Origin of the sequence: Paraburkholderia phymatum, from assembly GCF_040965635.1 — a bacterium.
GTDB lineage: Bacteria > Pseudomonadota > Gammaproteobacteria > Burkholderiales > Burkholderiaceae > Paraburkholderia > Paraburkholderia phymatum_B.
Genome location: NZ_JBFRCH010000007.1, coordinates 263,329 through 284,347, shown reverse-complemented (window position 1 = coordinate 284,347; position 21,019 = coordinate 263,329). Strand labels below are relative to the sequence as shown.

17 protein-coding genes, 1 tRNA gene and 1 pseudogene are annotated in these 21,019 nt (G+C 64.4%); 10 read left to right on the top strand and 9 right to left on the bottom strand.

The window, feature by feature from the left end:
• Positions 1 to 142 (top strand): annotated as a pseudogene (locus AB4Y32_RS16915) (ISL3 family transposase); the annotation flags it as partial.
• 117 nt (positions 143 to 259) lie between these two features.
• Here AB4Y32_RS16915 and AB4Y32_RS16910 read toward each other — a convergent pair.
• The 4 genes from AB4Y32_RS16910 to AB4Y32_RS16895 all read right to left on the bottom strand — a co-directional run bounded on the left by AB4Y32_RS16910 (position 260) and on the right by AB4Y32_RS16895 (position 4,691).
• Positions 260 to 1,372, bottom strand: coding sequence for an acetoin dehydrogenase dihydrolipoyllysine-residue acetyltransferase subunit (locus AB4Y32_RS16910; RefSeq protein WP_368722424.1), 1,113 nt, complete (start codon positions 1,370 to 1,372; stop codon positions 260 to 262).
• A 36-nt stretch (positions 1,373 to 1,408) separates the two neighbouring features.
• Positions 1,409 to 2,413 carry an alpha-ketoacid dehydrogenase subunit beta gene (locus tag AB4Y32_RS16905; RefSeq protein ID WP_368722423.1) on the bottom strand — a complete coding sequence of 335 codons (1,005 nt, stop codon included), beginning with the start codon at positions 2,411 to 2,413 and terminating at the stop codon, positions 1,409 to 1,411.
• A 38-nt stretch (positions 2,414 to 2,451) separates the two neighbouring features.
• Positions 2,452 to 3,435 (bottom strand): thiamine pyrophosphate-dependent dehydrogenase E1 component subunit alpha, encoded by a 984-nt coding sequence (locus tag AB4Y32_RS16900; protein ID WP_368722422.1) that lies wholly within the window; start codon positions 3,433 to 3,435, stop codon positions 2,452 to 2,454.
• A gap of 77 nt (positions 3,436 to 3,512) precedes the next feature.
• A complete protein-coding gene (locus AB4Y32_RS16895) occupies positions 3,513 to 4,691 on the bottom strand; it encodes an ATP-NAD kinase family protein (RefSeq protein WP_368722421.1) in 1,179 nt (392 codons plus the stop codon).
• 449 nt (positions 4,692 to 5,140) lie between these two features.
• Between AB4Y32_RS16895 and AB4Y32_RS16890 the strand changes: the two genes are divergently transcribed.
• Positions 5,141 to 7,093: a sigma-54-dependent Fis family transcriptional regulator gene (locus AB4Y32_RS16890; RefSeq protein WP_368722420.1), complete on the top strand. Its 1,953-nt coding sequence runs from the start codon at positions 5,141 to 5,143 to the stop codon at positions 7,091 to 7,093.
• 146 nt (positions 7,094 to 7,239) lie between these two features.
• Here the strand turns inward: AB4Y32_RS16890 and AB4Y32_RS16885 are convergent, their stop codons facing one another.
• Positions 7,240 to 8,211: a helix-turn-helix transcriptional regulator gene (locus AB4Y32_RS16885; protein ID WP_368722419.1), complete on the bottom strand. Its 972-nt coding sequence runs from the start codon at positions 8,209 to 8,211 to the stop codon at positions 7,240 to 7,242.
• 93 nt (positions 8,212 to 8,304) lie between these two features.
• Between AB4Y32_RS16885 and AB4Y32_RS16880 the strand changes: the two genes are divergently transcribed.
• From AB4Y32_RS16880 to AB4Y32_RS16850, 7 genes are all read left to right on the top strand, one after another.
• Positions 8,305 to 8,682, top strand: a complete 378-nt coding sequence (locus AB4Y32_RS16880) for a putative quinol monooxygenase (RefSeq protein WP_368722418.1) — start codon at positions 8,305 to 8,307, stop codon at positions 8,680 to 8,682.
• Positions 8,679 to 9,956 carry an APC family permease gene (locus tag AB4Y32_RS16875; RefSeq protein WP_368722417.1) on the top strand — a complete coding sequence of 426 codons (1,278 nt, stop codon included), beginning with the start codon at positions 8,679 to 8,681 and terminating at the stop codon, positions 9,954 to 9,956. The genes AB4Y32_RS16880 and AB4Y32_RS16875 overlap by 4 nt, the downstream gene beginning before the upstream one ends.
• A gap of 263 nt (positions 9,957 to 10,219) precedes the next feature.
• Positions 10,220 to 10,606, top strand: coding sequence for a DUF2917 domain-containing protein (locus AB4Y32_RS16870; RefSeq protein ID WP_368722435.1), 387 nt, complete (start codon positions 10,220 to 10,222; stop codon positions 10,604 to 10,606).
• 136 nt (positions 10,607 to 10,742) lie between these two features.
• Positions 10,743 to 11,459: an ABC transporter ATP-binding protein gene (locus AB4Y32_RS16865; RefSeq protein WP_368722416.1), complete on the top strand. Its 717-nt coding sequence runs from the start codon at positions 10,743 to 10,745 to the stop codon at positions 11,457 to 11,459.
• Positions 11,452 to 14,055: an FtsX-like permease family protein gene (locus AB4Y32_RS16860; RefSeq protein WP_368722415.1), complete on the top strand. Its 2,604-nt coding sequence runs from the start codon at positions 11,452 to 11,454 to the stop codon at positions 14,053 to 14,055. The genes AB4Y32_RS16865 and AB4Y32_RS16860 overlap by 8 nt, the downstream gene beginning before the upstream one ends.
• Entirely contained in the window at positions 14,055 to 15,188 is a 1,134-nt protein-coding gene (locus AB4Y32_RS16855) for a lipocalin-like domain-containing protein (RefSeq protein ID WP_368722414.1), read from the top strand. Before AB4Y32_RS16860 ends, AB4Y32_RS16855 begins: the two co-directional genes overlap by 1 nt.
• Positions 15,189 to 15,354: 166 nt before the next feature.
• Positions 15,355 to 15,672 carry a DUF4148 domain-containing protein gene (locus AB4Y32_RS16850; RefSeq protein ID WP_368722413.1) on the top strand — a complete coding sequence of 106 codons (318 nt, stop codon included), beginning with the start codon at positions 15,355 to 15,357 and terminating at the stop codon, positions 15,670 to 15,672.
• A 437-nt stretch (positions 15,673 to 16,109) separates the two neighbouring features.
• Here AB4Y32_RS16850 and AB4Y32_RS16845 read toward each other — a convergent pair whose 3' ends face one another.
• Complete coding sequence (locus AB4Y32_RS16845) at positions 16,110 to 17,465, bottom strand: TAXI family TRAP transporter solute-binding subunit (RefSeq protein WP_368722412.1); 1,356 nt, start codon at positions 17,463 to 17,465, stop codon at positions 16,110 to 16,112.
• Positions 17,466 to 17,663: 198 nt separating this feature from the next.
• On the opposite strand from AB4Y32_RS16845, the gene AB4Y32_RS16840 reads away from it, so the two are divergent.
• Positions 17,664 to 17,740, top strand: a tRNA-Val gene (locus tag AB4Y32_RS16840).
• Between the two features lie 307 nt (positions 17,741 to 18,047).
• Here the strand turns inward: AB4Y32_RS16840 and cyoD are convergent.
• Genes cyoD through cyoB form a run of 3 tightly spaced genes read right to left on the bottom strand, consistent with a single transcriptional unit; the run spans position 18,048 to position 21,016 of the window.
• Entirely contained in the window at positions 18,048 to 18,389 is a 342-nt protein-coding gene (gene cyoD, locus AB4Y32_RS16835) for a cytochrome o ubiquinol oxidase subunit IV (protein WP_368722411.1), read from the bottom strand.
• Complete coding sequence (gene cyoC / locus AB4Y32_RS16830; RefSeq protein WP_368722410.1) at positions 18,390 to 19,004, bottom strand: cytochrome o ubiquinol oxidase subunit III; 615 nt, start codon at positions 19,002 to 19,004, stop codon at positions 18,390 to 18,392.
• The gene (gene cyoB, locus AB4Y32_RS16825) at positions 19,004 to 21,016 is read right to left on the bottom strand and encodes a cytochrome o ubiquinol oxidase subunit I (protein ID WP_368722409.1); all 2,013 of its coding nucleotides are present in this window, start codon (positions 21,014 to 21,016) and stop codon (positions 19,004 to 19,006) included. Before cyoB ends, cyoC begins: the two co-directional genes overlap by 1 nt.
• Positions 21,017 to 21,019 lie beyond the last annotated feature (3 nt).

Below are 21,019 nucleotides of genomic sequence, written 5' to 3'. Positions count from 1 at the left end.
CTTCATTGAAGCCATCAACGGCCTGTTTCAAGCTGCCAAGCGCAAGGCGCGCGGATACGCTAGCTTCAAAACCATGCGAACCGTGCTGTTCCTGATTGCAGGCAAGCTCGATTTCTCGGCCTTCAATCCACATGCCTCGTGAGCCGCATTACCCACTCCATTTTTGAAATAGCCTGAAAATTGGCCGCAAAATGCGGCCAATTTCAACTACCACTATTGCCCGACAGAAACCCGCTCAGGCAACCTTCACCACGCATCATCAAGCCCCGAAGAAGTCATTGAGCAACCGGTTCACTTCGGATGCCGACTCCATCTGCACCATGTGCCCCTTGCCTTGCAGCACATGCACGCCGATATCGCCGGGCAATCCCTGCGCGTGGCTGGCCGGAATGATCTGGTCCAGTTCGCCCCAGATCACGAGCGTGCGCGGCGCGAGACTGTCGATGCGATCGCGATAGTTGCGTTGCTGCACGCCGTCGTTGAACGACGACGTCGCGATCTTCTGCAACGTCTCGCTCACGCCTTCGAGCCGCTTGTACTTCACGATGTCCTCGATGAGTTGCCGCGTGACGAGCGAGCCATCGGCGAAGAGCTTCGTCAGATGCGGCTTCAGCGTATTGCGGCTGTTGCCCGCGACGAATCCGTCGATGTACTCGCGATTGATCTCGTCGCCGAGACCCGCGCCCGAGATCAGCGCGAGCGACGCCACGCGCTGCGGCGCCCTGTCCGCCACCGTCATCGCGACGAGACTGCCCATCGAGTGCCCGACGAGATGCGCCCGCTCGATGCCGCGATCGTCGAGAAACGCGATCACGCTGTCGGCGAGTTCGTCCGCGCTGCCCGACTCGACGGCTTTCGTCGATTCGCCATGCCCCGGCATATCGAGCGCATACACCGTGCGATGCGCGGCAAGGTCGGCGTGATTGAAGAGCCAGTTGTTCAGATCGCCGCCAAAGCCGTGGATCAGCACGGCGGGCGTGCCGCCGTCGCCGATCTTCAGGTAACGCACCGTGCGTCCGCCGATCTGCACTTTCTCGGGCTGCGGGCCGGCATCCGCCGAATCGGCGGCGAGCGGCACGAAGTCGCGTTGAAATGCTTCGACGGCTGCATCGATGTCGGCGTCCGGATCGTCGGCATCGGACACCACGCCCAGCAGCGCACCGACGGGCAGCGTGTCGCCTTCCTGCGCGATCTGCCGGCGCAACGTGCCGTCGAATGCGCACTCGACACCCGACGCGATCTTGTCGCTCTCCACGTCGAGTACTTCGTCGCCCTTCGCCACCTTGTCGCCTTGCGATTTCAGCCAGCCGTTGACCTGCCCCTGCTCCATCGACAGGCCCCACTTGGGCATCGTGATCATGTGAATCGACATTGCTCAGTTCCTCGCTTGGTGCATGTTGATGCCGCGTCAATGCTGCGTCTGCTTGACGGCGGCGGCGATCTTGTCCGCCGACGGGATGTAGAGATCTTCGAGCACGCCCGAAAACGGCGTGGGCGTATGCGGTGCCGTCACGAGCTCGATGGGCGCCTTCAGCGAACGAAACGCCTTCTGCGCGACGAGCGCGGCGATGTCGGTCGCAACCGAGCAACGCGGATTCGCTTCGTCCACCACGACGACGCGGCCCGTGCGTTCCGCGCTCTCCAGAATCGTGTCTTCGTCGAGCGGCGACGTCGTGCGCAGATCGATCACCTCGGCCTTGATGCCGTCTTTCGCGAGCTTGTCGGCGGCATCCGTTGCGTAATGCACCATGCGTCCATACGTGACGATGGTCGCGTCGTCGCCTTCGCGCACGACGTTCGCTTCGCCGAACGGAATCGAATACAGCTCTTCGGGCACGTCGCCTTCGCGGCCATACAGCAGCTTGTGCTCGCAGAAGATGACGGGATCGTTGTCGCGGATCGCCTGGATCATCAATCCCTTCGCGTCATAAGGCGTCGACGGGCATACGACCTTGAGCCCCGGCACATGCGTGAACAGCGAGGTCAGCATCTGCGAATGCTGCGCGGCCGCGCGCAAACCCGCGCCCTGCATCGTGCGGATCACGACGGGCGTGACGGCATTGCCGCCGAACATGTAGCGGAATTTCGCGGCCTGATTGAAGATCTGATCGAAGCACACGCCCATGAAGTCGATGAACATCAGCTCGGCGACGGGACGCATGCCCGCTGCCGCCGCGCCCACGGCCGCGCCGATGAAGCCACCTTCCGAGATCGGCGTGTCGAGCACGCGGCCCGGATACTTGTGAAAAAGCCCTTTCGTGACGCCGAGCACGCCGCCCCATGCGTCCTGTTCGCCAGGCGCGCCCGCGCCGCCCGCGTTGTCTTCGCCCATCACGATGACGCTCTCGTCGCGCGCCATCTCCTGACTCAGTGCTTCGTTGATCGCCTGAGAAAACGTGATCTTGCGTGCCATGTCTGTCTCCTTGTTTGCCTGAAAGTCATCGCGTTCAATTACGGATACGACACATACACGTCGGTCAGCAGATCGGCTTCTGTCGGCAGCGGCGCAGCTTTCGCCTTCGCGACGGAATCGTCGATCAGCGCTTTCACGTCCGCGTCGATCTTGCGCAGATCGTCGGCGTTCAACATCTCCGCGCGCACGACGCGCTCTTCGAAACGCTTCAGGCAATCCTTTTCGTCGCGCAGCTTCTGCACCTCGCCCGGCGCGCGATAGGTCTGCGCATCGCCTTCGAAGTGGCCGAAGTAGCGCGACAGCTTCACTTCGATGAGCGTCGGCCCACCGCCGCCACGCGCGCGTTCGATCGCTTCGCCTAGTGCTTCATGCACCGCGAAGAAATCGAAGCCGTCGACGATCACGCCCGGCATGCCGAAGCCGCTCGCGCGGTCCGCGATGTTGTCCGACGATACCGACCATGTCGACGATGTCGCCTCTGCATAGCCGTTGTTCTCCGCGACGAAGATCGCGGGCAAACGCCACACGCTTGCGAGGTTCATCGATTCGAAGATCACGCCCTGGTTCGACGCGCCGTCGCCGAAGAAGCACACGCCCACGCCGCCCGTCTTCTTCAGCTTCGCCGCGAGCGCCGCGCCGCACACGAGCGGCCCACCCGCGCCGACGATGCCGTTCGCGCCCAGCATCCCCTTCGACAGATCCGCGATATGCATCGAGCCGCCCTTGCCTTTGCACACACCCGTCTGCCTGCCGTAGATCTCCGCCATCATCCCGTGCACGTCGACGCCCTTCGCAATGCAGTGACCGTGGCCGCGGTGCGTCGTCGCCACATAGTCGCGGTCGTTCAGATGCAGCATCGTGCCCACGGCCGACGCCTCCTCGCCCGCGTACAGGTGCACGAAGCCGGGTATGTCGCCCGTCGCGAACTCGACGTGCAGGCGCTCTTCGAACTCGCGAATGGTGCGCATCGACCGATACGCTTCCAGCAGTTTCTCCCTGCTCAACTGACTCGAAACAGACATGGTGTGTCTCCTTGATGATGTCGATCGTGACTGCAACGGTCGCGGGGTGGGCCCCGCTTGATTTGAATGAACTCCCTTTATTTCGCGTGCACGCGCGCTTGTGATTGCGCTTGTGATTGCGCTTGTGCATGCGCTTCTATCTGCGCTTGTGACTGCATTTGTGCATGCGCTCGTGCAATCGCTTGCGTCGATGCGCCCGCCATCTCGCGCATCAACTGGCGCGACGCCGCGAAGCGCAGCGTGCGGCTCACGTCGACCGTCAACGGGCCGCTCCAGTCGAGCGAGATTTCATAGCGGTCGTCGCGTTCGATTTCAATTTCGCGCTCGCCGTCGAATGCAAGCGTGCCGCGGCACGCATCGACTGGCAGCCAGTCGCCGACCTCGAAACGCTCGCAGCTGCGCATCGTCACCTGATCGATGCGGCCCGGCGCGATCGGCGCGAAGATGGGTACGCCGTCGCCGTTCGTTGCGCCGTGCTCGTCGGGCTGCGCAAACGTCAGGTGCAAGCCGTGCGGCGCCGTGCGTTCGACGGGCGCCCACGCGCCGCCGATCGACGACAGGCCGATGCCGTCGGGCGAAGCAAACGTGAGAAAAAGCGACTCGATATCCGACGGCTCGGACACGGCCCGCGCGCCGACGAAACGCTGACGGCTCACGCACACGTCGACGAGCGCAATCTCTTCGCGTCCCCGGTTCGGACCCGCAACGCAGCGCACGACGAGCCGCTTGTTGCGCATCAGCGCGACATCGGGCGGCACGACGCCCGATGCGACTAGCGCGCCCGCAAGTCCCGCGACCGTCGCTTCGCGCATGTCGGGAAATGCGTTGTTGGTGCCCGTCGAAAGCGTCAGCAGCGGCACGCCGCCGCAATGCGCGGCCACCGCGCGATGCGTGCCGTCGCCGCCCAGCACGGCGATCAGCTCGACGCCTTCGCGCACCATGTGCGCCGTCCCCGCATGCGTATCGGCGACGGAATCGGTGATGGGCAGATCGACGAACTCGACTTCGGGCCAGCGCTCGGCTGAACCCGTCGCCGCATGCGTATCGAGCGCGCGCAGCAGCAGCGAAGCGACACCCGTGCGATCGCGCAACGTGAGCACGCGATCGACGCCCAGCGCGCCGAGTCCCGCGAGCAGACGCACGACCATGTTGGCCTTCTCGGCTGTCGGGAACACGGACGCATGGGTCGTGAGGCGGCGAATGTCGCGGCCCGACGCAGGGTTCGCAATCACGCCGACAGTGATGGGTGATGCCACTGGCTTGTCTCCTTGTTGTGCCTGTCGATAGCGGCTCGCGTGTCGTGCGCAGAGGCCGCTTCGTTTGACGGGCACTACTGCAACACGTATGCCAATCTCCCGAAGTGTTCGCTCGAAGTCCCGAAAGCCTTGTGCGACGAGGGTTTCAGGCTGTCGACAACACGCAGGTGCAAGCGAGAGGACCGTCGCATGACGCAGTGCACATGACGCACATCGCACCTCGCGGGATGCGCACGTCATTGCGATGGACTGCGCATGCGTTGCGCCATCGAACGATGCGCGTCTCACGACTGTCGCACGCACAGGTGAGACGTTAGTCTCAGGCGTCTCGCGTGTTGCGATGCAATGTGATCGCGCGGGCGGGATGTGCTACAAGAAGGTCCGATCAGCATGATCGACCGTCATCAACGGGACCATCCAGAGCGCGTGCCGCTCGCCGGGAGCCGACCATGCCTTACGTCTCTCAAACGCAGCACATCGACCGCGTGCGCGGTGCGATTGAAGGACGCCTGCCCGCGCCCGCCAATTCGTCGCGCCTCGTGTCGTCGTGGCAGCGTTCGTATGAGCAATACCGGCTCGATCCGGGCTCGGTGATCGGGCCGCGCGTGCTGACGCCCGTCGAGCTGCGCGAAGTGCAAGGCAAGGAAGAAGCGTTCTTGCGCGCGTCGGGCCAGTGCCTCACGCGCCTGCACGACATGATCCGCGTGGCCGACTACTGCGTGATGCTGACCGACGCGCACGGCGTCACGATCGACTATCGGATCGACCGCGACCGGCGCGGCGATTTCAAGCATGCGGGCCTCTATATCGGCTCGTGCTGGTCGGAGCGCGAAGAAGGCACGTGCGGTGTCGCCAACGTGCTGACGGATCTCGCGCCCATCACCGTGCACAAGACCGATCACTTCCGCGCAGCCTTCACGACGCTCACGTGCAGCGCATCGCCGATCTTCTCGCCGTCGGGCGAACTGATCGGCGTGCTCGATGCGTCGGCCGTGCAGTCGCCCGACAACCGCGACAGCCAGCGGCTCGTTTTTCAGCTCGTGCGGCAAAGCGCGACGCTGATCGAAGACGGCTACTTCCTCAATCAGACGGCGCAGCATTGGGTGATCTTCGGACACCAGAGCCGCAACTTCGTCGAGGCGCAACCCGAAGTGCTGATCGCGTTCGACGAATGCGGCAACATCGCCGCGTCGAACCGCAAGGCGCAGGAGTGCGTCGCGGGGCTGAGCGGGCCGCGTCATGTCGACGAGATCTTCGATACGTCTGCCGTGCATCTGCATGACGTGGCGCGCACGGATACCATCGTGCCGCTTCGTCTGCGCGCGACGGGCGCGTTGCTCTATGCGCGCATTCGCGCGCCGTTGAAGCGTTCTTTGCGTGTCGCGCCTGTCGCTTCTTCAGCGAGCGCCTTCAACGCATCATCATCCGATGCACCTGCGGGCACGAGTCTCGACGCCATCAGCCGCTTCCTGCACAGCCGCGATTCACGCATCGCGCGCAATGCGGAAGTCGCGTTGCGGATCGCCGGCAAGCATCTGCCGATCCTGATTCTCGGCGAAACGGGCGTCGGCAAGGAAGTGTTCGCGCAGGCGCTGCATGCGTCGGGCGCGCGGCGCGCGAAGCCGTTCGTCGCCGTGAATTGCGGCGCCATTCCCGATTCGCTGATCGAGAGCGAACTGTTCGGCTACGCGCCCGGCGCGTTCACGGGCGCGCGCAGCCGGGGCGCGCGAGGCAAGATCGCGCAGGCGCACGGCGGCACGCTGTTCCTCGATGAAATCGGCGACATGCCGCTCAATCTGCAGACGCGCCTGTTACGCGTGCTCGCCGAAGGCGAAGTGCTGCCGCTGGGCGGCGATGCGCCCGTGCGCGTCGACATCGACGTGATCTGCGCGACGCATCGCGATCTGGCGCGCATGGTCGACGAAGGCACGTTCCGCGAAGACCTGTATTACCGGCTGAGCGGCGCGACACTTCATATGCCGCCGCTGCGAGAGCGCACCGATATTCTCGATGTCGTGCACGCGGTCTTCGACGAGGAAGCGCAAAGCGCGGGACATGTGCTGACACTGGACGCGCGCCTCGCAGGGCGCCTCGCGCGCTTCTCGTGGCCGGGCAACATCCGCCAGTTGCGCAACGTGCTGCGCTATGCGTGCGCGGTGTGCGATTCGACGCGCGTCGAACTTCGGCATGTGTCGCCGGATGTGGCGGCGCTGATCGCGCCCGACGAAGCAGCGCCGCGTCCCGCGCTCGCCTCGCTCGACGACGAGCGCGCGCGCATCGTCGATGCGCTCACGCGACATCATTGGCGGCCGAATGCGACGGCCGAAGCGCTGGGCATGTCGCGCGCGACGCTGTATCGGCGGATTGCGAAGCTGGGGATCGTCGGGCCGCATCGGGTTTGATGCTTGCGTTTTGCGCGCGCGTTTGTGCGCGTTTGTGCCTTGCATGCACGCGCGCCACCGTGCGAGCGCCGCTATGCGAGCGCCGCTGTGCGTTGTGCCGCCGAGGTGCCATTGAAGTGCCCTTGAGTGCCTTCGGGTCCTCGCAGTCAGCCCGCGTTGAGGGTCGCGATCTGCTCTCCGAGCTTGCGCAGACGCTCGCGCAATTCCGGCGGATCGAGCACTTCGACTTGGCCCGCGAAGCCGAGCAATTGCTCGGCCGCGTAGCCGAACTGTTCGACGGGCAGCATCACTTCCTGCCATCCGTCCTGCTCCGAAGGCGGCATGATCTGCGCCTGCTCGACAGCCGCCGCGCCGAGCCGATGCAGACGCGTCATGCCTTCCGGCGACAGGCGCAAGCGCGCCGTGTGCTTGAGCAGGCCTTTCTCGAACGCCGCGACAGCCGACGTCCATTCGTCGCGCAAGTCAAAACCGTCCGGACGTTCGAACGTTTCGTCATGCACCGTCAACTGCGTAATGCTCGACACGCGATACGTGCGCAACTGCGTGCGCACGCGCGCGACCAGATACCATTCGCCGCCCTTCAGCACGAGCCCGAGCGGGTCGCGCACGCGCACGCCTTCGTTTTCGTCGCGGCCGTTCCACGTGCGGTACTGCATCGAGATGCGTTTCTGTTCCCACACGGCGCCCGCGAGCATCGTGAGCCACGGCGTCGGCGATGGCCGCTGATACCAGCCGACGGGATCGATATGCAGGCGCGAACCGATGCGCGAAGTGTCGGGCGCGGCATCGGGCAGCGCGGTGACGAGCTTGAGCTGCGCGGCCCTCAGCTGCTCTGACAGGCCGAGGTCGGATGCCGCGCCCGCCAGACCGGCAATCGACAGCGTTTCGGCTTCGGCCTTCGTGATGCCCGTCAGCTTCGCGCGATAGCCGTCGAGCAGCGCGAAGCCGCCGCCCGGCCCGCGATCCGCATACACGGGCACGCCCGCCGCGCTCAACTGGTCGATGTCGCGATAGACGGTGCGGATCGACACGTCGAACTCGTCGGCAAGCGCCTGCGCGGTCACGCGGCCCTTGACCTGCAGCATCAACAGCATCGATACGAGACGGCTCGTCGCCAATTTTCACGCCCTTCCTAATTCATGACATCGTTTGTCAGCTATTGAAGAGTATAAAGGTATTTCATCGCTGATGATTCAATGAGGATACGTAGTATGCACGTTACGTATGTGGTCCGTTTCCAGGTGCGGTCCGACAAACTCGAACGCTTTTTGACGCTGCTGAACGGCGTGCTCGACGCGATGCGCGACGAGCCGGATTTTCATGAAGCCGTGCTGCATCGAGACCCCGATTCGCCCTGCCGTCTGATGCTCTACGAAACGTGGGAAAGCCGCGAAGACGCTAGCGACGAGCAGATTCACCGGCCGTATCGGCGTGCGTATCACGAGGCGCTTGCCGATCTGCTCGTGCGTCCTCGTGAGGTCACGGAATGGCGCACGATGCGCGCGGACCGCGCCGATCGTCACGGCCGTCACGGCATGCCGCCGATGCAATCGCGCTGCGTGAACGAGCCGGCTGGGGTTCACGCATGAGCGCATCGACACGCGCCGGAAGTCTGAGCGTGATGCAGGGCGCCGCGCTCTATGTGGGCGCGGTGCTCGGCACGGGCGTGATCGCGCTGCCCGCGCTCGCGGCCGAGGCGGCGGGCCCCGCGTCACTCGTTGCGTGGCTCGCGCTCGTCGTGCTGTCGGTGCCGCTCGCGGCCACGTTTGCCGCGCTCGGCGCACGCTATCCGGACGCAGGAGGCGTATCGACGTATGTGCGCAACGCGTTCGGGCCGCGCATCGCGGCTATCGTCGGCTGGTGCTTTTACTTTGCAGTGCCCGCGGGCGCGCCGGCCGCGGCGATGTTCGGCGGCGCGTATGTCGCGTCGGCGTTCGGAGGCGGCGAATGGGCCGTGATCGGCACAGCCGCCGCTTTGATGCTGACAGTGACGCTCGCCAACGCGCTCGGGCTCACGGTATCGGGAAGGCTGCAGCTTGTGCTCGCAGCGTTGCTCGTCGCGCTGCTGCTCGCGGCCGTGATCGCGTCGGCGCCACATGCGCAAGCGGCCAACCTGCATCCGTTTGCGCCGCATGGCTGGCTCGCGGTTTTTCCGGCGGCGGCGCTGCTGGTCTGGAGCTTCGCGGGCTGGGAGGCCATCACGCATCTCGCCGCGGAGTTTCGCCGTCCCGCGCACGATCTGCCGATGGCGGCGGGTATCGCCGTCGTCGTGGTCGGCGTGCTGTATATGGGCGTCGCGACAGCGAGCGTGATGGTGCTCGGACCGAACGCGGGCGCATCGGGCGCGCCGCTTGCCGAATTGCTCGCGCGGGGACTCGGCGGCAAGGTACAGATACTGGCCGCAGTCGCCGCGCTGCTGCTCACGCTCGGCACGATGAATGCCTATTTCGCGGGTGCCGCAAAACTCGGCGCTGCACTGGGTCGCGACGGCGCGCTGCCCGAGTGGCTCGCGCAAGGCAGCCGAGCCGGCGATGTGCCGCGCCGCAGCCTGTTCGTGATCGCAGCGCTTGCCACGTTCGCGCTCGTCGCTGTGGTCATCGCGGGTGTCGGTCCGAAGCCGCTCGTGCTGCTCACGACAGGTTCGTTCGTCACCGTGTATGCGCTTGGCACGGCGGCGGCTTTGCGGCTGTTGCCGCGCGGCAGCTGGGCGCATCGTTGTGCGCGCGTCGCGCTCGTTGCGGTGGCGGGCTTGTGTTGCGCGACGGGCTGGTATCTGTTATGGCCGCTCGTCATCACAGGCTGCGCACTGCTCTATCTGCGCGTGCGGCGTGTATTCGTTTCGAGTTCGAGGCCCATTTCATGATGATGCAACGCGCGCGAGAAAACTGGTTGACAACGCATCGGCGTCACGACAAACTCGAATGCATGCTGACGCTCACCACCATCGCTTACGCGATTAATAAAAACCCAATGGAACGCCATCGCGGCGGGCCTATGGGAGCGTGCGTGCGTTAGATATCCGCAGCAGCAGTCAGCTTGACGATCCCAAGGCCCCGCCGGTAAACGGAAGGGGCCTTTTGTTTGACTGGTGCCTTCCGTCCTCTGGCTCATTTGACGGAGTGCATGATGGACAAGGTTTGCCAGCAGTTCACCGATGACGATTCGCTCTGCTTATCGCACTTGCAGGAAGAGCGATTACCGAGAGTCGTCGTCCACTTCGAAGTACAACCCGGCGCGACGATGTCATGGCGCGTCGAGGCGAACACCGAGCTTTTGGTGCAAGGCGCGCGCGTGTGGCTGACGCGCGCGGCGTCACCGTATGACCACTGGTTGCAGATCGGCGATACGTTCCGCCTGCAGCGCGGCGAGCGTGTCTGGGTCAGCGCGGATGGCGATACGGCTGCACGGCTTTCCCTGACTACGCATCTCATGACATCGCGCGGCATGCTGGCGCGATTGATCGACCGTTGCTCTTCGCTGGGCGCGGATATTTTTGCGCCGTGGTCTCGATGAGCGTCTTGCGTTGCGTGGCAGGTGTCGTCGATCGGTTGCTCGTGTCCTCCGCGCGGCTAACAGCATGCGCGGATCTCAGCGGCATGCTAAAAAGGCCAAAGCAAAAGCCGCCGCAGACCCGAAAGCAAGGAATTGCATGCAGCCTTCCGACAGCCCTGTCCTGCCCGCGCTCGAATGCCGTGCACTGAGCAAGGCATACGACGTAAAGCGCGTCGTGCTCGAGCGCCTCGATTTCGCGCTCGGCGCGGGCGAGTTCGTCGCGATCATGGGTGATTCGGGCGTCGGCAAGTCGACCTTGCTGAATGTGATCGCGGGCCTCGATCGCGCGGATAGCGGCGACGTGCTGATCGACGGCACGCCCATCTCCACGCTCGACGACGACGCGGCCACACGCCTGCGCCGTCAGAAGCTCGGCTTCGTGTTTCAGGCGTTTCATGTGCTGCCGCATCTGACGCTCGCGCAAAACGTCGCGTTGCCGCTGCTGCTGAACGGCATCGCGACGGCGCGCGCAAACGAAATGCTCGCGGCCGTCGGACTCGAAGGACGCGGCGACGACCTGCCGCGCCAGCTTTCGGGCGGCGAACTGCAGCGCGTCGCGATCGCGCGTGCGCTGGTGCACCGGCCCACGCTGATCCTCGCCGACGAGCCGACGGGCAATCTCGACCCCGACACCGCGCACGAAGTGCTGGCGCTGCTGCGCGAGGAAACAAAAGCGAACGGCGCGGCGGCGATGATGGTCACGCATTCGGAGGCGGCCGCGGCCTTCGCGGACCGCGTTCTCGTTTTGAGCGACGGCAAGCTGCACGCAACGCACGTCCGCTCGTCGCATGCGCTGCGCCCTTCCGATGAATGACTCTGTATTCGCGGGCAACTCGCGGGGCAAGTCCTATGGCGTGCGTACGCTCACGCGCTGGCTGCTCGCCGCCGAATGGCGCAGCCACAAAGGCCGCTCGCTGATCGCGATTGCGACGATCGCGCTGGGCGTCGCACTCGGCTACGCGGTGCAGTTGATCAACAGCGCCGCGTTCAACGAGTTTTCGGCGGCGGCGCGCAGCCTGTCGGGCGAAGCGGACCTGCAGGTGCGCGGCTCGCAGCCCACGTTCGACGAACGCGCGTATCCGCAGCTTGCGGCACAGGCAGGCGTCACGCTTGCGAGCCCCGTGCTCGAACTCGAAGTGACGGTGCCGAGCCGCACCGCGCCGCTGAAGGTGCTCGGCATCGACGTATTTCGCGCAAGCCGCATCGCGCCGGATCTGACGGGCGTAACGGACAGCGATCATTCATTCGACTCGCTCGCCGACGACGCGATCTTCCTCTCGCCCGCAGCGCAGCAGTGGCTCGGCGTGCGTATCGGCGACACGGTGACGCTGCGCAGCGGCACATCTGATGTGCGCTTGCGCGTCGCGGGCGGCATCGTCCGTGCGCGGCCGGGGCAGCGCATCGGCGTGATGGATATCGCGGCCGCGCAGTGGCGCTTCGGACGGCTCGGCAAGCTGTCGCGCGTCGATCTGCAACTGGAGCGCGGCGTCGATCGCGAACGTTTCCGGCAAGCGTTGCAAGAGCGGCTCGGCGGCCGCTTTGTGGTCACGGCGACGCGCGATGTCGAAAGCCGCACCGACCGGCTCTCGCGCGCCTACCGGATCAACATGAACGTGCTCGCGCTCGTCGCGCTTTTCACGGGTGCGTTTCTCGTGTTCTCGACTCAGGCGCTCGGCGTCGTGCGCCGGCGCGCGCAGTTCGCGATGCTGCGCGTGCTCGGCATCACGCGCGCGCAGTTGCTGCGGCAGATTCTGCTCGAAGGCGCATTGCTCGGTACGTTCGGAGCAATCGGCGGCATCGCGCTCGGCTTCGCGCTCGCCTATGCCGTGCTGCGCTTTTTCGGCAGCGATCTGGGCGGCGGCTATTTTCCAGGCGTGCAGCCGAGCGTCGGCTTCGAACCCATCGCCAGCGCGATATTTCTTGCGCTCGGCGTCGGCGTCGCGCTGCTCGGCAGTCTCGTGCCCGCGCTGGAGGCGGCGCGCGCGCATCCTGCGCCCGCGCTAAAGGCGGGCGGCGAAGAAGCCGCTCTCGGCAAGCTCTCGACGCCGTGGCCGGCGCTCTGCTGCCTCGCGCTCGGCGTGGCCCTGACACAAGCGCCGCCCGTTTTCGACATGCCCATCGCGGGCTATTTCTCCGTCGCGCTGCTGCTGATCGGCGGCATTGCGTTGATGCCGCGCGTGACGTCGCTGCTGTTCCGCGCGCTCAGCCGCGCGTACAACGGACGACAGCGCGCACCCGTGACTGCACTCGCGCTCGCGCGGCTCGCGAACGCGCCGGGGCAGGCGTCGATTGCCATGGGCGGCGTGCTGTCGAGCTTCACGCTGATCGTCGCGATGGCGATCATGGTGTCGAGCTTTCGCGTGTCGGTCGAGGAATGGCTCGCGCATCTGCTTTCCGCGGACGTCTACGTGCGCGTCGCGCCGAACGGCGATACGGGCGGATTGAACCCGCAGCAGCAGGCGATGATCGCCGCGACGCGCGGCATCAGACACGCGGCGTTCGCGCGCACGTCGCAACTGACGCTCGATCCGTCGCGGCCGGCGGTGGCGCTGCTCGCGCGCGAAATCGACGCCGCCGAGCCGAGCGCGAATCTGCAGATCACGGGGGAGACACTTTCGCCGTCGGCGTTGAGAGAGGGCGAAACGCCTGTCTGGGCGTCCGAAGCGATGGTCGATCTATATGGCTATCACGTCGGTCAGCGGTTGACGCTGCCGATCGGAACATTCGGCACATCAAGCGCAACTGGCACGCGCGGCTCGGTGTTCGTCGTCGCGGGCATCTGGCGCGATTACGTGCGGCAGACGGGCGCACTAGAAATCCGTCTCGCCGACTATCGGCGGCTGACGGGCGACACAGGCGCCACCGATGCCGCCCTCACGCTCGATCGCGGCGTAAGCGCCACGCAGGCGATCGCCGCTTTGCGCGCGCTGCCGTTCGCAAGCGCGCTCGACTTCGCGCAACCCGGCGACATCCGCGCGCGCACGTTGACGATCTTCGACCGCAGCTTCGCCGTCACCTATCTGCTGGAAACCGTCGCCATTGTGATCGGGCTGTTCGGCGTCGGGGCGACCTTTTCCGCGCAGACGCTCTCGCGCTCGCGCGAGTTCGGCATGCTGCGCCACGTCGGCGTGACGCGCGGACAGATTCTCGCGCTGCTCGCGACGGAAGGCGGGTTGCTCACGGCGCTCGGCATCGCGATGGGCTGCGCGCTCGGTTTCGCGATCAGTCTGGTACTCGTGTTCGTCGTCAATCCGCAGTCGTTTCACTGGAGCATGTCGCTGCATGTGCCGTGGACGTTGCTGTCGGTGCTGGCCATCGTGATGCTCGCGTCGTCGTGCACGACGGCGGTGGCGGCCGGCCGGCGGGCCGTGTCCGTCGATGCCGTGCGCGCCGTCAGGGAGGACTGGTGATGCGTGGCGTGCTTCTTCTGTCGTCGGCGTTCGCTTGCGTGTTGTGCGCGTGGTCGGCTGCGCTTGCGGCAGCGCCGCCCGCCGGTTCCCCATTCGCGATCGTGACGCCCGACAAGCCCGTCGTGTTGCCGCAGGACACGGGCGCGCATTCCGCGTATCGCACCGAATGGTGGTACGCGATGGGCTGGCTCGAAACGCCCGATCATCAGCCGCTCGGCTTTCAGATCACGTTCTTCCGCTCGGCGACGGGCCATCCCGCGAGCGACCCGAGCGCCTTCGCGCCGACGCAGCTGATCATCGCCCATGCCGCGCTGAGCGATCCGGCGTTCGGCCGGCTTGTGCACGATCAGAAGATCGCGCGCCAAGGGTTCGGCCTCGCCTATGCGAAGCCGGATAACACCGACGTGCGGCTCGATACATGGCGCATGGTCCGCGCGCCGGACGGTCACTACGAAGTCACGGCCGACGCCGCCGGCTTTGCGCTGCATCTCACCTTCACGCCGACGCAGGCGCCGCTCGTTCAGGGCGCGAACGGCTATTCGCGCAAAGGGCCACTGCCGGAGCAGGCAAGCTACTACTACAGCGAGCCGCAACTGCGCGTGACGGGCAGTGTCATGCGTCCTGCGGCCAGCGGTGACAGCGGCGCGGCGGCATCGAAGCCGACGCCCGTGACGGGAAGCGCGTGGCTCGATCACGAATGGTCGAGCGCGCTGCTCGCCGCGGACGCGGCAGGCTGGGACTGGCTCGGCGCGAATCTGTCGGACGGCGCGGCGCTGATGGCGTTCAAGGTGCGCGGCGTCGACGGACACGCGGTCTGGGCGCATGCCGCGCTGCGTACCGCCGATGGGCGCGTCATACACTACGGTCCCGGCGCCGTCGACTTCACGCCCGTCCGCCAATGGCGCTCGCCGCGTACGAATACGCTGTATCCCGTTGCAACCGTCGTGCGGACAGGTGACACGCGCTGGCAACTGACGCCGTTGCTCGACGATCAGGAACTCGATTCGCGCGAATCGACGGGTGCACTGTATTGGGAAGGCGCCGTCACCGTCAGCCGTGATGGTCAGCCGGCCGGGCGTGGATACCTCGAACTGACCGGCTATGGGAAAAAGCTGAAGCTGGAGCAGCGCTGAGCCCGCTGAGCCTTGTTGCAGCGTACCTCTAGGTGTTAACCCTTGTTTTCGGAAGAATCACTTCCTGCGGACAGCCTTAATCTTAAGCGTTTACTTACCTACACTTCCTCTCACACTGATTGCGAACAGGGCTGTTCGCAAAGTCATAGCAAAGTTGGAGGTTGTCATGAAGTCGCTGATCACGGCTGTCGCTGTTGCCGTCGCCGTTGTTCTCGCTGTTCCCGCCATGTCGTTCGCTGAGGCGAACCAGCCAGTCACCCGCGCCCAGGTCCGCGCGGAACTGGTTCAACTGGAGAAGGCCGGCTATCGTCCGGGCGCAGGCTCGGAAGCGCATTACCCAGATGAACTGCTCGCTGCACAGGCACGCGTGAACGCGCAAAACGGCGCGGCAAGCGGATACGGCAGTGTTGCGAACGGGGTATCGCAATCGGGCCGCCCGGGAGTTTCGGCTGCCGACTGGAATGCGATGTACGGCCGTCCGTAAAACGTCGCACGGCTTGAATGGATGGAACGGTACGCGACTTCGCCGCTCCCTGTCGATCGTTCCGATTGAGTCGTCGTTATGCATTGCGTCGTGGGAACGTCTGCGTCTGCGAATGGACCCGCGCCCGATGCGTGAAAAAGCCTGTCAAGATCGCATCAAGACAGGCTTTTTTGCGCGAGGAAAGCGTGTTGTGCAGGGGGATAAAGTTGCGCGAAGTCGCATCGGATCTGTTTCGGATTCCATTGCATCTGACTCAATGCAATCGAATTCCTTGTCTGAACCACAGGCTCGTTCGGACCGGATCAGCAAGCCTTTTGCTCGCGCCTGAGTTACCCACAGATTTTCTTGATAACCCTGTGGACAACGCCCGGACTCCAAACGCATCTGCTTGACGCACCACGACTTTTCACGTCGGAGCAAGCACTCGGCACCCGCCGCTACGGATGCGCACGCACCCGCTCTGGAACGCCCTCCAACCGCTGCCGCACGAACCGCACATGCTCGCGCAGCACGTAGAAGCCGTCGGCGTAGGCGAGCGGCATGCGTAACGTGTTCAACGAAGCGTCGATCTGATCGAGCTCCATCAGCAGCTTGCTGCGCTCCTCGGCGGACGAATCGCGCATCGCCTCGCGCTCGATTGCGATCAGCGAGCCGTAGTAGCGATAGATGCGCGAACGCACGCGCCAGGTGAAAAGCGCCGGAATCAGACGCAACGCGGGGAACAGCAGCACGGCGATCGGCAGCAGCAGCACCAGCAGGCGGTCGACCACAGTCGCGAGCCAGAACGGCAGCGTCCGGTACAGGAAGCTCTTCCCTGACTTGTAGTAGCGCGTCGCGTCCTCGCTGATGCGGAACTCGCGCACCGTCGGATTCGGAAACTGCCCCGCCTTCTGCAACAGGCCCGCCATCCCATGCACTTCCTGTGCCGCTTCGATCAACAGATCGGAGATCGCCGGATGAAGGTTGTCGCGCGCGACGAGCTCGACGGTCGGGCTGATCAGATGCACCGTCTCCGGCGGAATACGCCGGCGCAGATCGAGCACGCCAGGCGGCAGGTCGAGTTCGTCGAGATAGGGGAAGATTCTCGTGTAGGCGCTCGCCTCGCCGAAGTCCATCACGGAAATGCCGGGAATGCCGAGCAGCCGCAACATCAGCACGCGCGTGGCCGAGTCGCCGCTCAACAGCGCCGCGTCGACCTGGTTCGAGACGAGCGCCTTCGCCGCATCGAGTCCATCGAGCGGCAGCAGCGTCGTTTCGCCGCCCGCGTAGACGCCGTTCGATTCCAGCAGGTTCAGCGACAGCATCCGCGTCCCACTGCCCTCGCGGCCGATCGCGATGCGCTTGCCTTCCAGATCCGACAGCTGCGTCAAGCCCCGGCCACGATAGAACACGATGATCGGCACGTACGTAACGCTTCCGAGCGACATCAGCGACGTCGTATCCCGTCCGCCGGACACGCCGCCCTGCACGAGCGCGATGTCGACCTTCTGTTTCGGATCGAGCAGCCGGTCGAGGTTCTGCACCGAGCCGTCCGATGCCAAGACATTGAGCGTCACGCCGTTGCGCGCGAGTATCTTCCGATACTCCTGCGCGATCTGCATGAACGAGCTGTCGTGCGGGCCGGCGCTGATCGTGATCGAACGCGGCGGCGCCGGATCGACGAGCCATACGACGAGCCAGACGACCACTGCGAACAGCAGCACGAATGGCAATGACGTCCATGCCAGATCGCGCCACACGGTATGCGTGTGGTCGCGAACGAAGTGCCGAAAATGCGGACGAAATCCTTTCATGAACCGGCTCGCCTCCGATACGCGTCATTGTCAATCGTAGACGTCTCGCGCCGTTCTGGGGAGCATCCGAAACTGGAACGGCGCTGCGCCCGCGCGTCGTTCATCGGCCCAGTATTCGTGCGAACACGCCCACCGGCACAAAATTACACCGAGGGCTTGCGCGATCGAAAGTGTGTCTCTATAATTCGCGCCTTCGCTAGGCTCGTAGCTCAGCTGGTTAGAGCACCACCTTGACATGGTGGGGGTCGTTGGTTCGAGTCCAATCGAGCCTACCAACGAATATATGAAGTACACAGAAGCGGCAAGCATCGGATGCTTGCCGCTTTTTTGCGTTCTGGCTCTGAGCGAACTTCCCGCTTTGCGGCGCCCTGTCCGCCTTCCTTTCCGCTTGTGCTTGCACGCGGGCTCGCGCCGCGTGATACGGCATTACGGCGTCGTCGCTTCCGCCTCCCTTCCCCGTTCGCGCGATAGCGGCACCATCGGCACGGGCAAACAAAAAAGCCGAAGAACATCTGTCCTTCGGCTTCGCTTCCGCCTGCATCACGCCTCACGACGCAATGCCCGGATACATCGTCAACGCTGTTAGCGCGACATCATGTTCATGCTGACGTTGTGCATCACCCATACCGTCCCGAACACCAGGAACATCGCGGCAAGCACCGTGTAAGCGAGCGCGAGCGTATTCCAGCGCTGGCCCGACGTCGACACGCTCATGTGCAGAAAAAACACCAGATGCACGACGATCTGCACGACAGCAAGCGCGGCAAGCGCGAGCGGCGCCGAGCTGGCGGGCAGCCAGCCTTGCATCACGACGCCGAACGCGGCAGCCGTCAACACCACGGCCAGAACGAAACCGACCACATAACTGCCGATACCGCCGTGGCCCGCTTCCGGATTAAGCGCATGTAAGTTCGAGTGAGCCATTTAGAGCACGCTCCCGAGATAGACAAAGGTAAACACGCCGATCCATACGACGTCGAGGAAGTGCCAGAAGAGGCTCAGGCACGTCAGACGCGTGATTTCGCGTTGCGTCAGTTGCGGCGCGCGCGCCACCTGAACGGCCAGCACGGCCATCCAGATCAGCCCCGTCGCGACGTGCAGACCGTGCGTGCCCACCAGCGCGAAGAACGACGACAGGAACGCGCTGCGCGACGGACCCGCGCCTTCCGCGATCAGATGCGAGAACTCGGTCAGCTCCAGCTTCAGGAACACGAGGCCGAGCACGAACGTGACGGCGAGCCACGTCAGCACGGCGCGCGGATTGTCGCGGCGCGCAGCGACCATCGCGAAGCCGTAGGTGATGCTGCTCAACAGCAGCGCAGCCGTTTCGAGCGCGACGCCGGCAATGTCGAACAGATCCTTGCCCGTCGGCCCGGCGTTGAACTGGTGCGCCATAACGGCGAACACTGCGAACAACGACGCGAACAGCACGCAGTCGGTCATCAGGTACAGCCAGAAGCCGAACACCGAATGCGATTCGCCATGATGGCCGTGCCCATCGACCTCGTTCAAGGTTACGGCAGAGACTTTTTGCAGCATCACTCGACCTCCGCGAGAGCCAGCGGCGCTTCAGCATGCTTTGGGAGCGGCGCGCGGCCTTTGTTTTCGATTGACCGCACCACGTCGGCCGGAATGTAGTAGCCCTCGTCGCGGCCGAAGCTGCGGCCGATCACGGTCGCCGCGATCGCCACCAGCGACACGATCGCGAGCCACCAGATATGCCACACGGCGGCGAAACCGAGCGCGAGGCTGAACATGCCGATGAAGAAGCCAGCGCCCGTGTTCGACGGCATATGGATGTCCTGATACTCCGCCTGCACGCCGAGACCCTTGCCCGTTTCCTTCATGTGAGCGAACGCATCCAGTTGTTCGACGACGGGAATCGTCGCGAAGTTATAGGCGGGCGGCGGCGACGAGATCGACCATTCGAGCGTGCGCGCCCCCCACGGATCGCCGGTCACATCGCGGTATTCCGGCTTGTTGCGGTTGATGATGCTGACCACCACCTGCGTGACCTGGAACACGACGCCGATCGCGATCAGCGCGACGCCGATCGCGGCAGCGATCATGTACGGCTGCCATGCCGGGTTGTCGTAGTGATTCAGACGGCGCGTCGCACCCATGAAGCCGAGCACGTAGAGCGGCATGAACGCCACGTAGAAGCCGACGAACCAGCACCAGAACGCGCTCTTGCCGAGCTTGTCGTTCAGCTTGAAGCCGAACACCTTCGGGAACCAGTAGCTGAAGCCGGCGAGATAACCGAACACCACGCCACCGATGATCGCGTTATGGAAGTGCGCGATCAGGAACAGGCTGTTGTGCAGCACGAAGTCCGCGCCCGGAATCGCCAGCATCACGCCTGTCATGCCGCCGATCGTGAACGTGATCATGAAGCCGATGGTCCACAGCACGGGTGCCGTGATTTCGAGGCGGCCGCGGTAGATCGTGAACAGCCAGTTGAAAATCTTCACGCCCGTCGGAATCGCAATGATCATCGTAGCGATGCCAAAGAACGCATTGACGTCAGCGCCCGAACCCATCGTGAAGAAGTGGTGCGCCCACACAAGGAACGCCAGCACCATGATCACGCACGATGCGTACACCATCGTCTTGTAGCCGAACAGCGGCTTCTTCGCGAACGTCGAGATCACTTCCGAATAGATGCCGAACGCGGGCAGAACCAGAATGTAGACCTCGGGGTGTCCCCAGGCCCAGATCAGGTTCAGATACAGCATTGCGTTGCCGCCTGCCTCGTTCGTGAAGAAGTGCATGTCCATGTAGCGGTCCAGACCGAGCAGCGCCAGCGCAATCGTCAGGATCGGGAACGTCGCCATGATCAGCACGTTCGAGCAGAGCGCTGTCCACGTGAACACGGGCATCTTCATCAGTGTCATGCCGGGTGCGCGCATCCTGACGATCGTCACGAAGAAGTTGATCGCCGTGATCAGCGTGCCGACACCGGACAACTCCAGCGCCCAGATGTAATAGTCGACGCCCACGCCCGGACTGAACTGCAATTCGGACAGCGGCGGATACGCCAGCCAGCCGACCTGCGCGAACTCGCCGATCACGAGCGAAATGTTCATCAGGATCGCGCTGATCGCCGTCATCCAGAACGACAGCGAGTTCAGGAACGGAAACGCGACGTCGCGCGCGCCGATCTGCAGCGGCACGACGATGTTGAACAGGCCCACCATCAGCGCCATCGCCATGAAGAAAATCATGATGACGCCGTGCGCGGTGAAGATCTGGTCGTAGTGATGCGGCGGCAGATAGCCCGCCGCGCCGCCGCTCGCGAGCGCAAGCTGCAAACGCATCATCACGGCGTCAGCGAAGCCGCGCAGCAGCATCAGCACGGCCACGACGATGTACATCACGCCAATTCTCTTGTGATCGACGCTCGTGAGCCATTCGGTCCACAGCCAGCGCCACTTGTGTGCGCGCGTAAGAAACACGCCGACGGCCAGAACAATCAGCCCCATGAGAGCGCCCGCGCCCATGATGATCGGCTGATCGAACGGAATCGCCTCTAAAGTCAGATTGCCGAACATGCG

What these genes read in the sequence shown, in the direction of transcription:
- AB4Y32_RS16875 (WP_368722417.1), top strand. Translation starts at nt 8,679, where the DNA reads ATGAGCGCATCGACACGCGCCGGAAGTCTGAGCGTGATGCAGGGCGCC.
- AB4Y32_RS16855 (WP_368722414.1), top strand. Translation starts at nt 14,055, where the DNA reads ATGCGTGGCGTGCTTCTTCTGTCGTCGGCGTTCGCTTGCGTGTTGTGC.
- AB4Y32_RS16900 (WP_368722422.1), bottom strand. Translation starts at nt 3,435, where the DNA reads ATGTCTGTTTCGAGTCAGTTGAGCAGGGAGAAACTGCTGGAAGCGTAT.
- cyoC (WP_368722410.1), bottom strand. Translation starts at nt 19,004, where the DNA reads ATGCTGCAAAAAGTCTCTGCCGTAACCTTGAACGAGGTCGATGGGCAC.
- AB4Y32_RS16865 (WP_368722416.1), top strand. Translation starts at nt 10,743, where the DNA reads ATGCAGCCTTCCGACAGCCCTGTCCTGCCCGCGCTCGAATGCCGTGCA.
- AB4Y32_RS16890 (WP_368722420.1), top strand. Translation starts at nt 5,141, where the DNA reads ATGCCTTACGTCTCTCAAACGCAGCACATCGACCGCGTGCGCGGTGCG.
- cyoB (WP_368722409.1), bottom strand. Translation starts at nt 21,016, where the DNA reads ATGTTCGGCAATCTGACTTTAGAGGCGATTCCGTTCGATCAGCCGATC.
- AB4Y32_RS16845 (WP_368722412.1), bottom strand. Translation starts at nt 17,465, where the DNA reads ATGAAAGGATTTCGTCCGCATTTTCGGCACTTCGTTCGCGACCACACG.
- AB4Y32_RS16860 (WP_368722415.1), top strand. Translation starts at nt 11,452, where the DNA reads ATGAATGACTCTGTATTCGCGGGCAACTCGCGGGGCAAGTCCTATGGC.
- AB4Y32_RS16870 (WP_368722435.1), top strand. Translation starts at nt 10,220, where the DNA reads ATGGACAAGGTTTGCCAGCAGTTCACCGATGACGATTCGCTCTGCTTA.
- AB4Y32_RS16910 (WP_368722424.1), bottom strand. Translation starts at nt 1,372, where the DNA reads ATGTCGATTCACATGATCACGATGCCCAAGTGGGGCCTGTCGATGGAG.
- AB4Y32_RS16905 (WP_368722423.1), bottom strand. Translation starts at nt 2,413, where the DNA reads ATGGCACGCAAGATCACGTTTTCTCAGGCGATCAACGAAGCACTGAGT.
- AB4Y32_RS16850 (WP_368722413.1), top strand. Translation starts at nt 15,355, where the DNA reads ATGAAGTCGCTGATCACGGCTGTCGCTGTTGCCGTCGCCGTTGTTCTC.
- cyoD (WP_368722411.1), bottom strand. Translation starts at nt 18,389, where the DNA reads ATGGCTCACTCGAACTTACATGCGCTTAATCCGGAAGCGGGCCACGGC.
- AB4Y32_RS16880 (WP_368722418.1), top strand. Translation starts at nt 8,305, where the DNA reads ATGCACGTTACGTATGTGGTCCGTTTCCAGGTGCGGTCCGACAAACTC.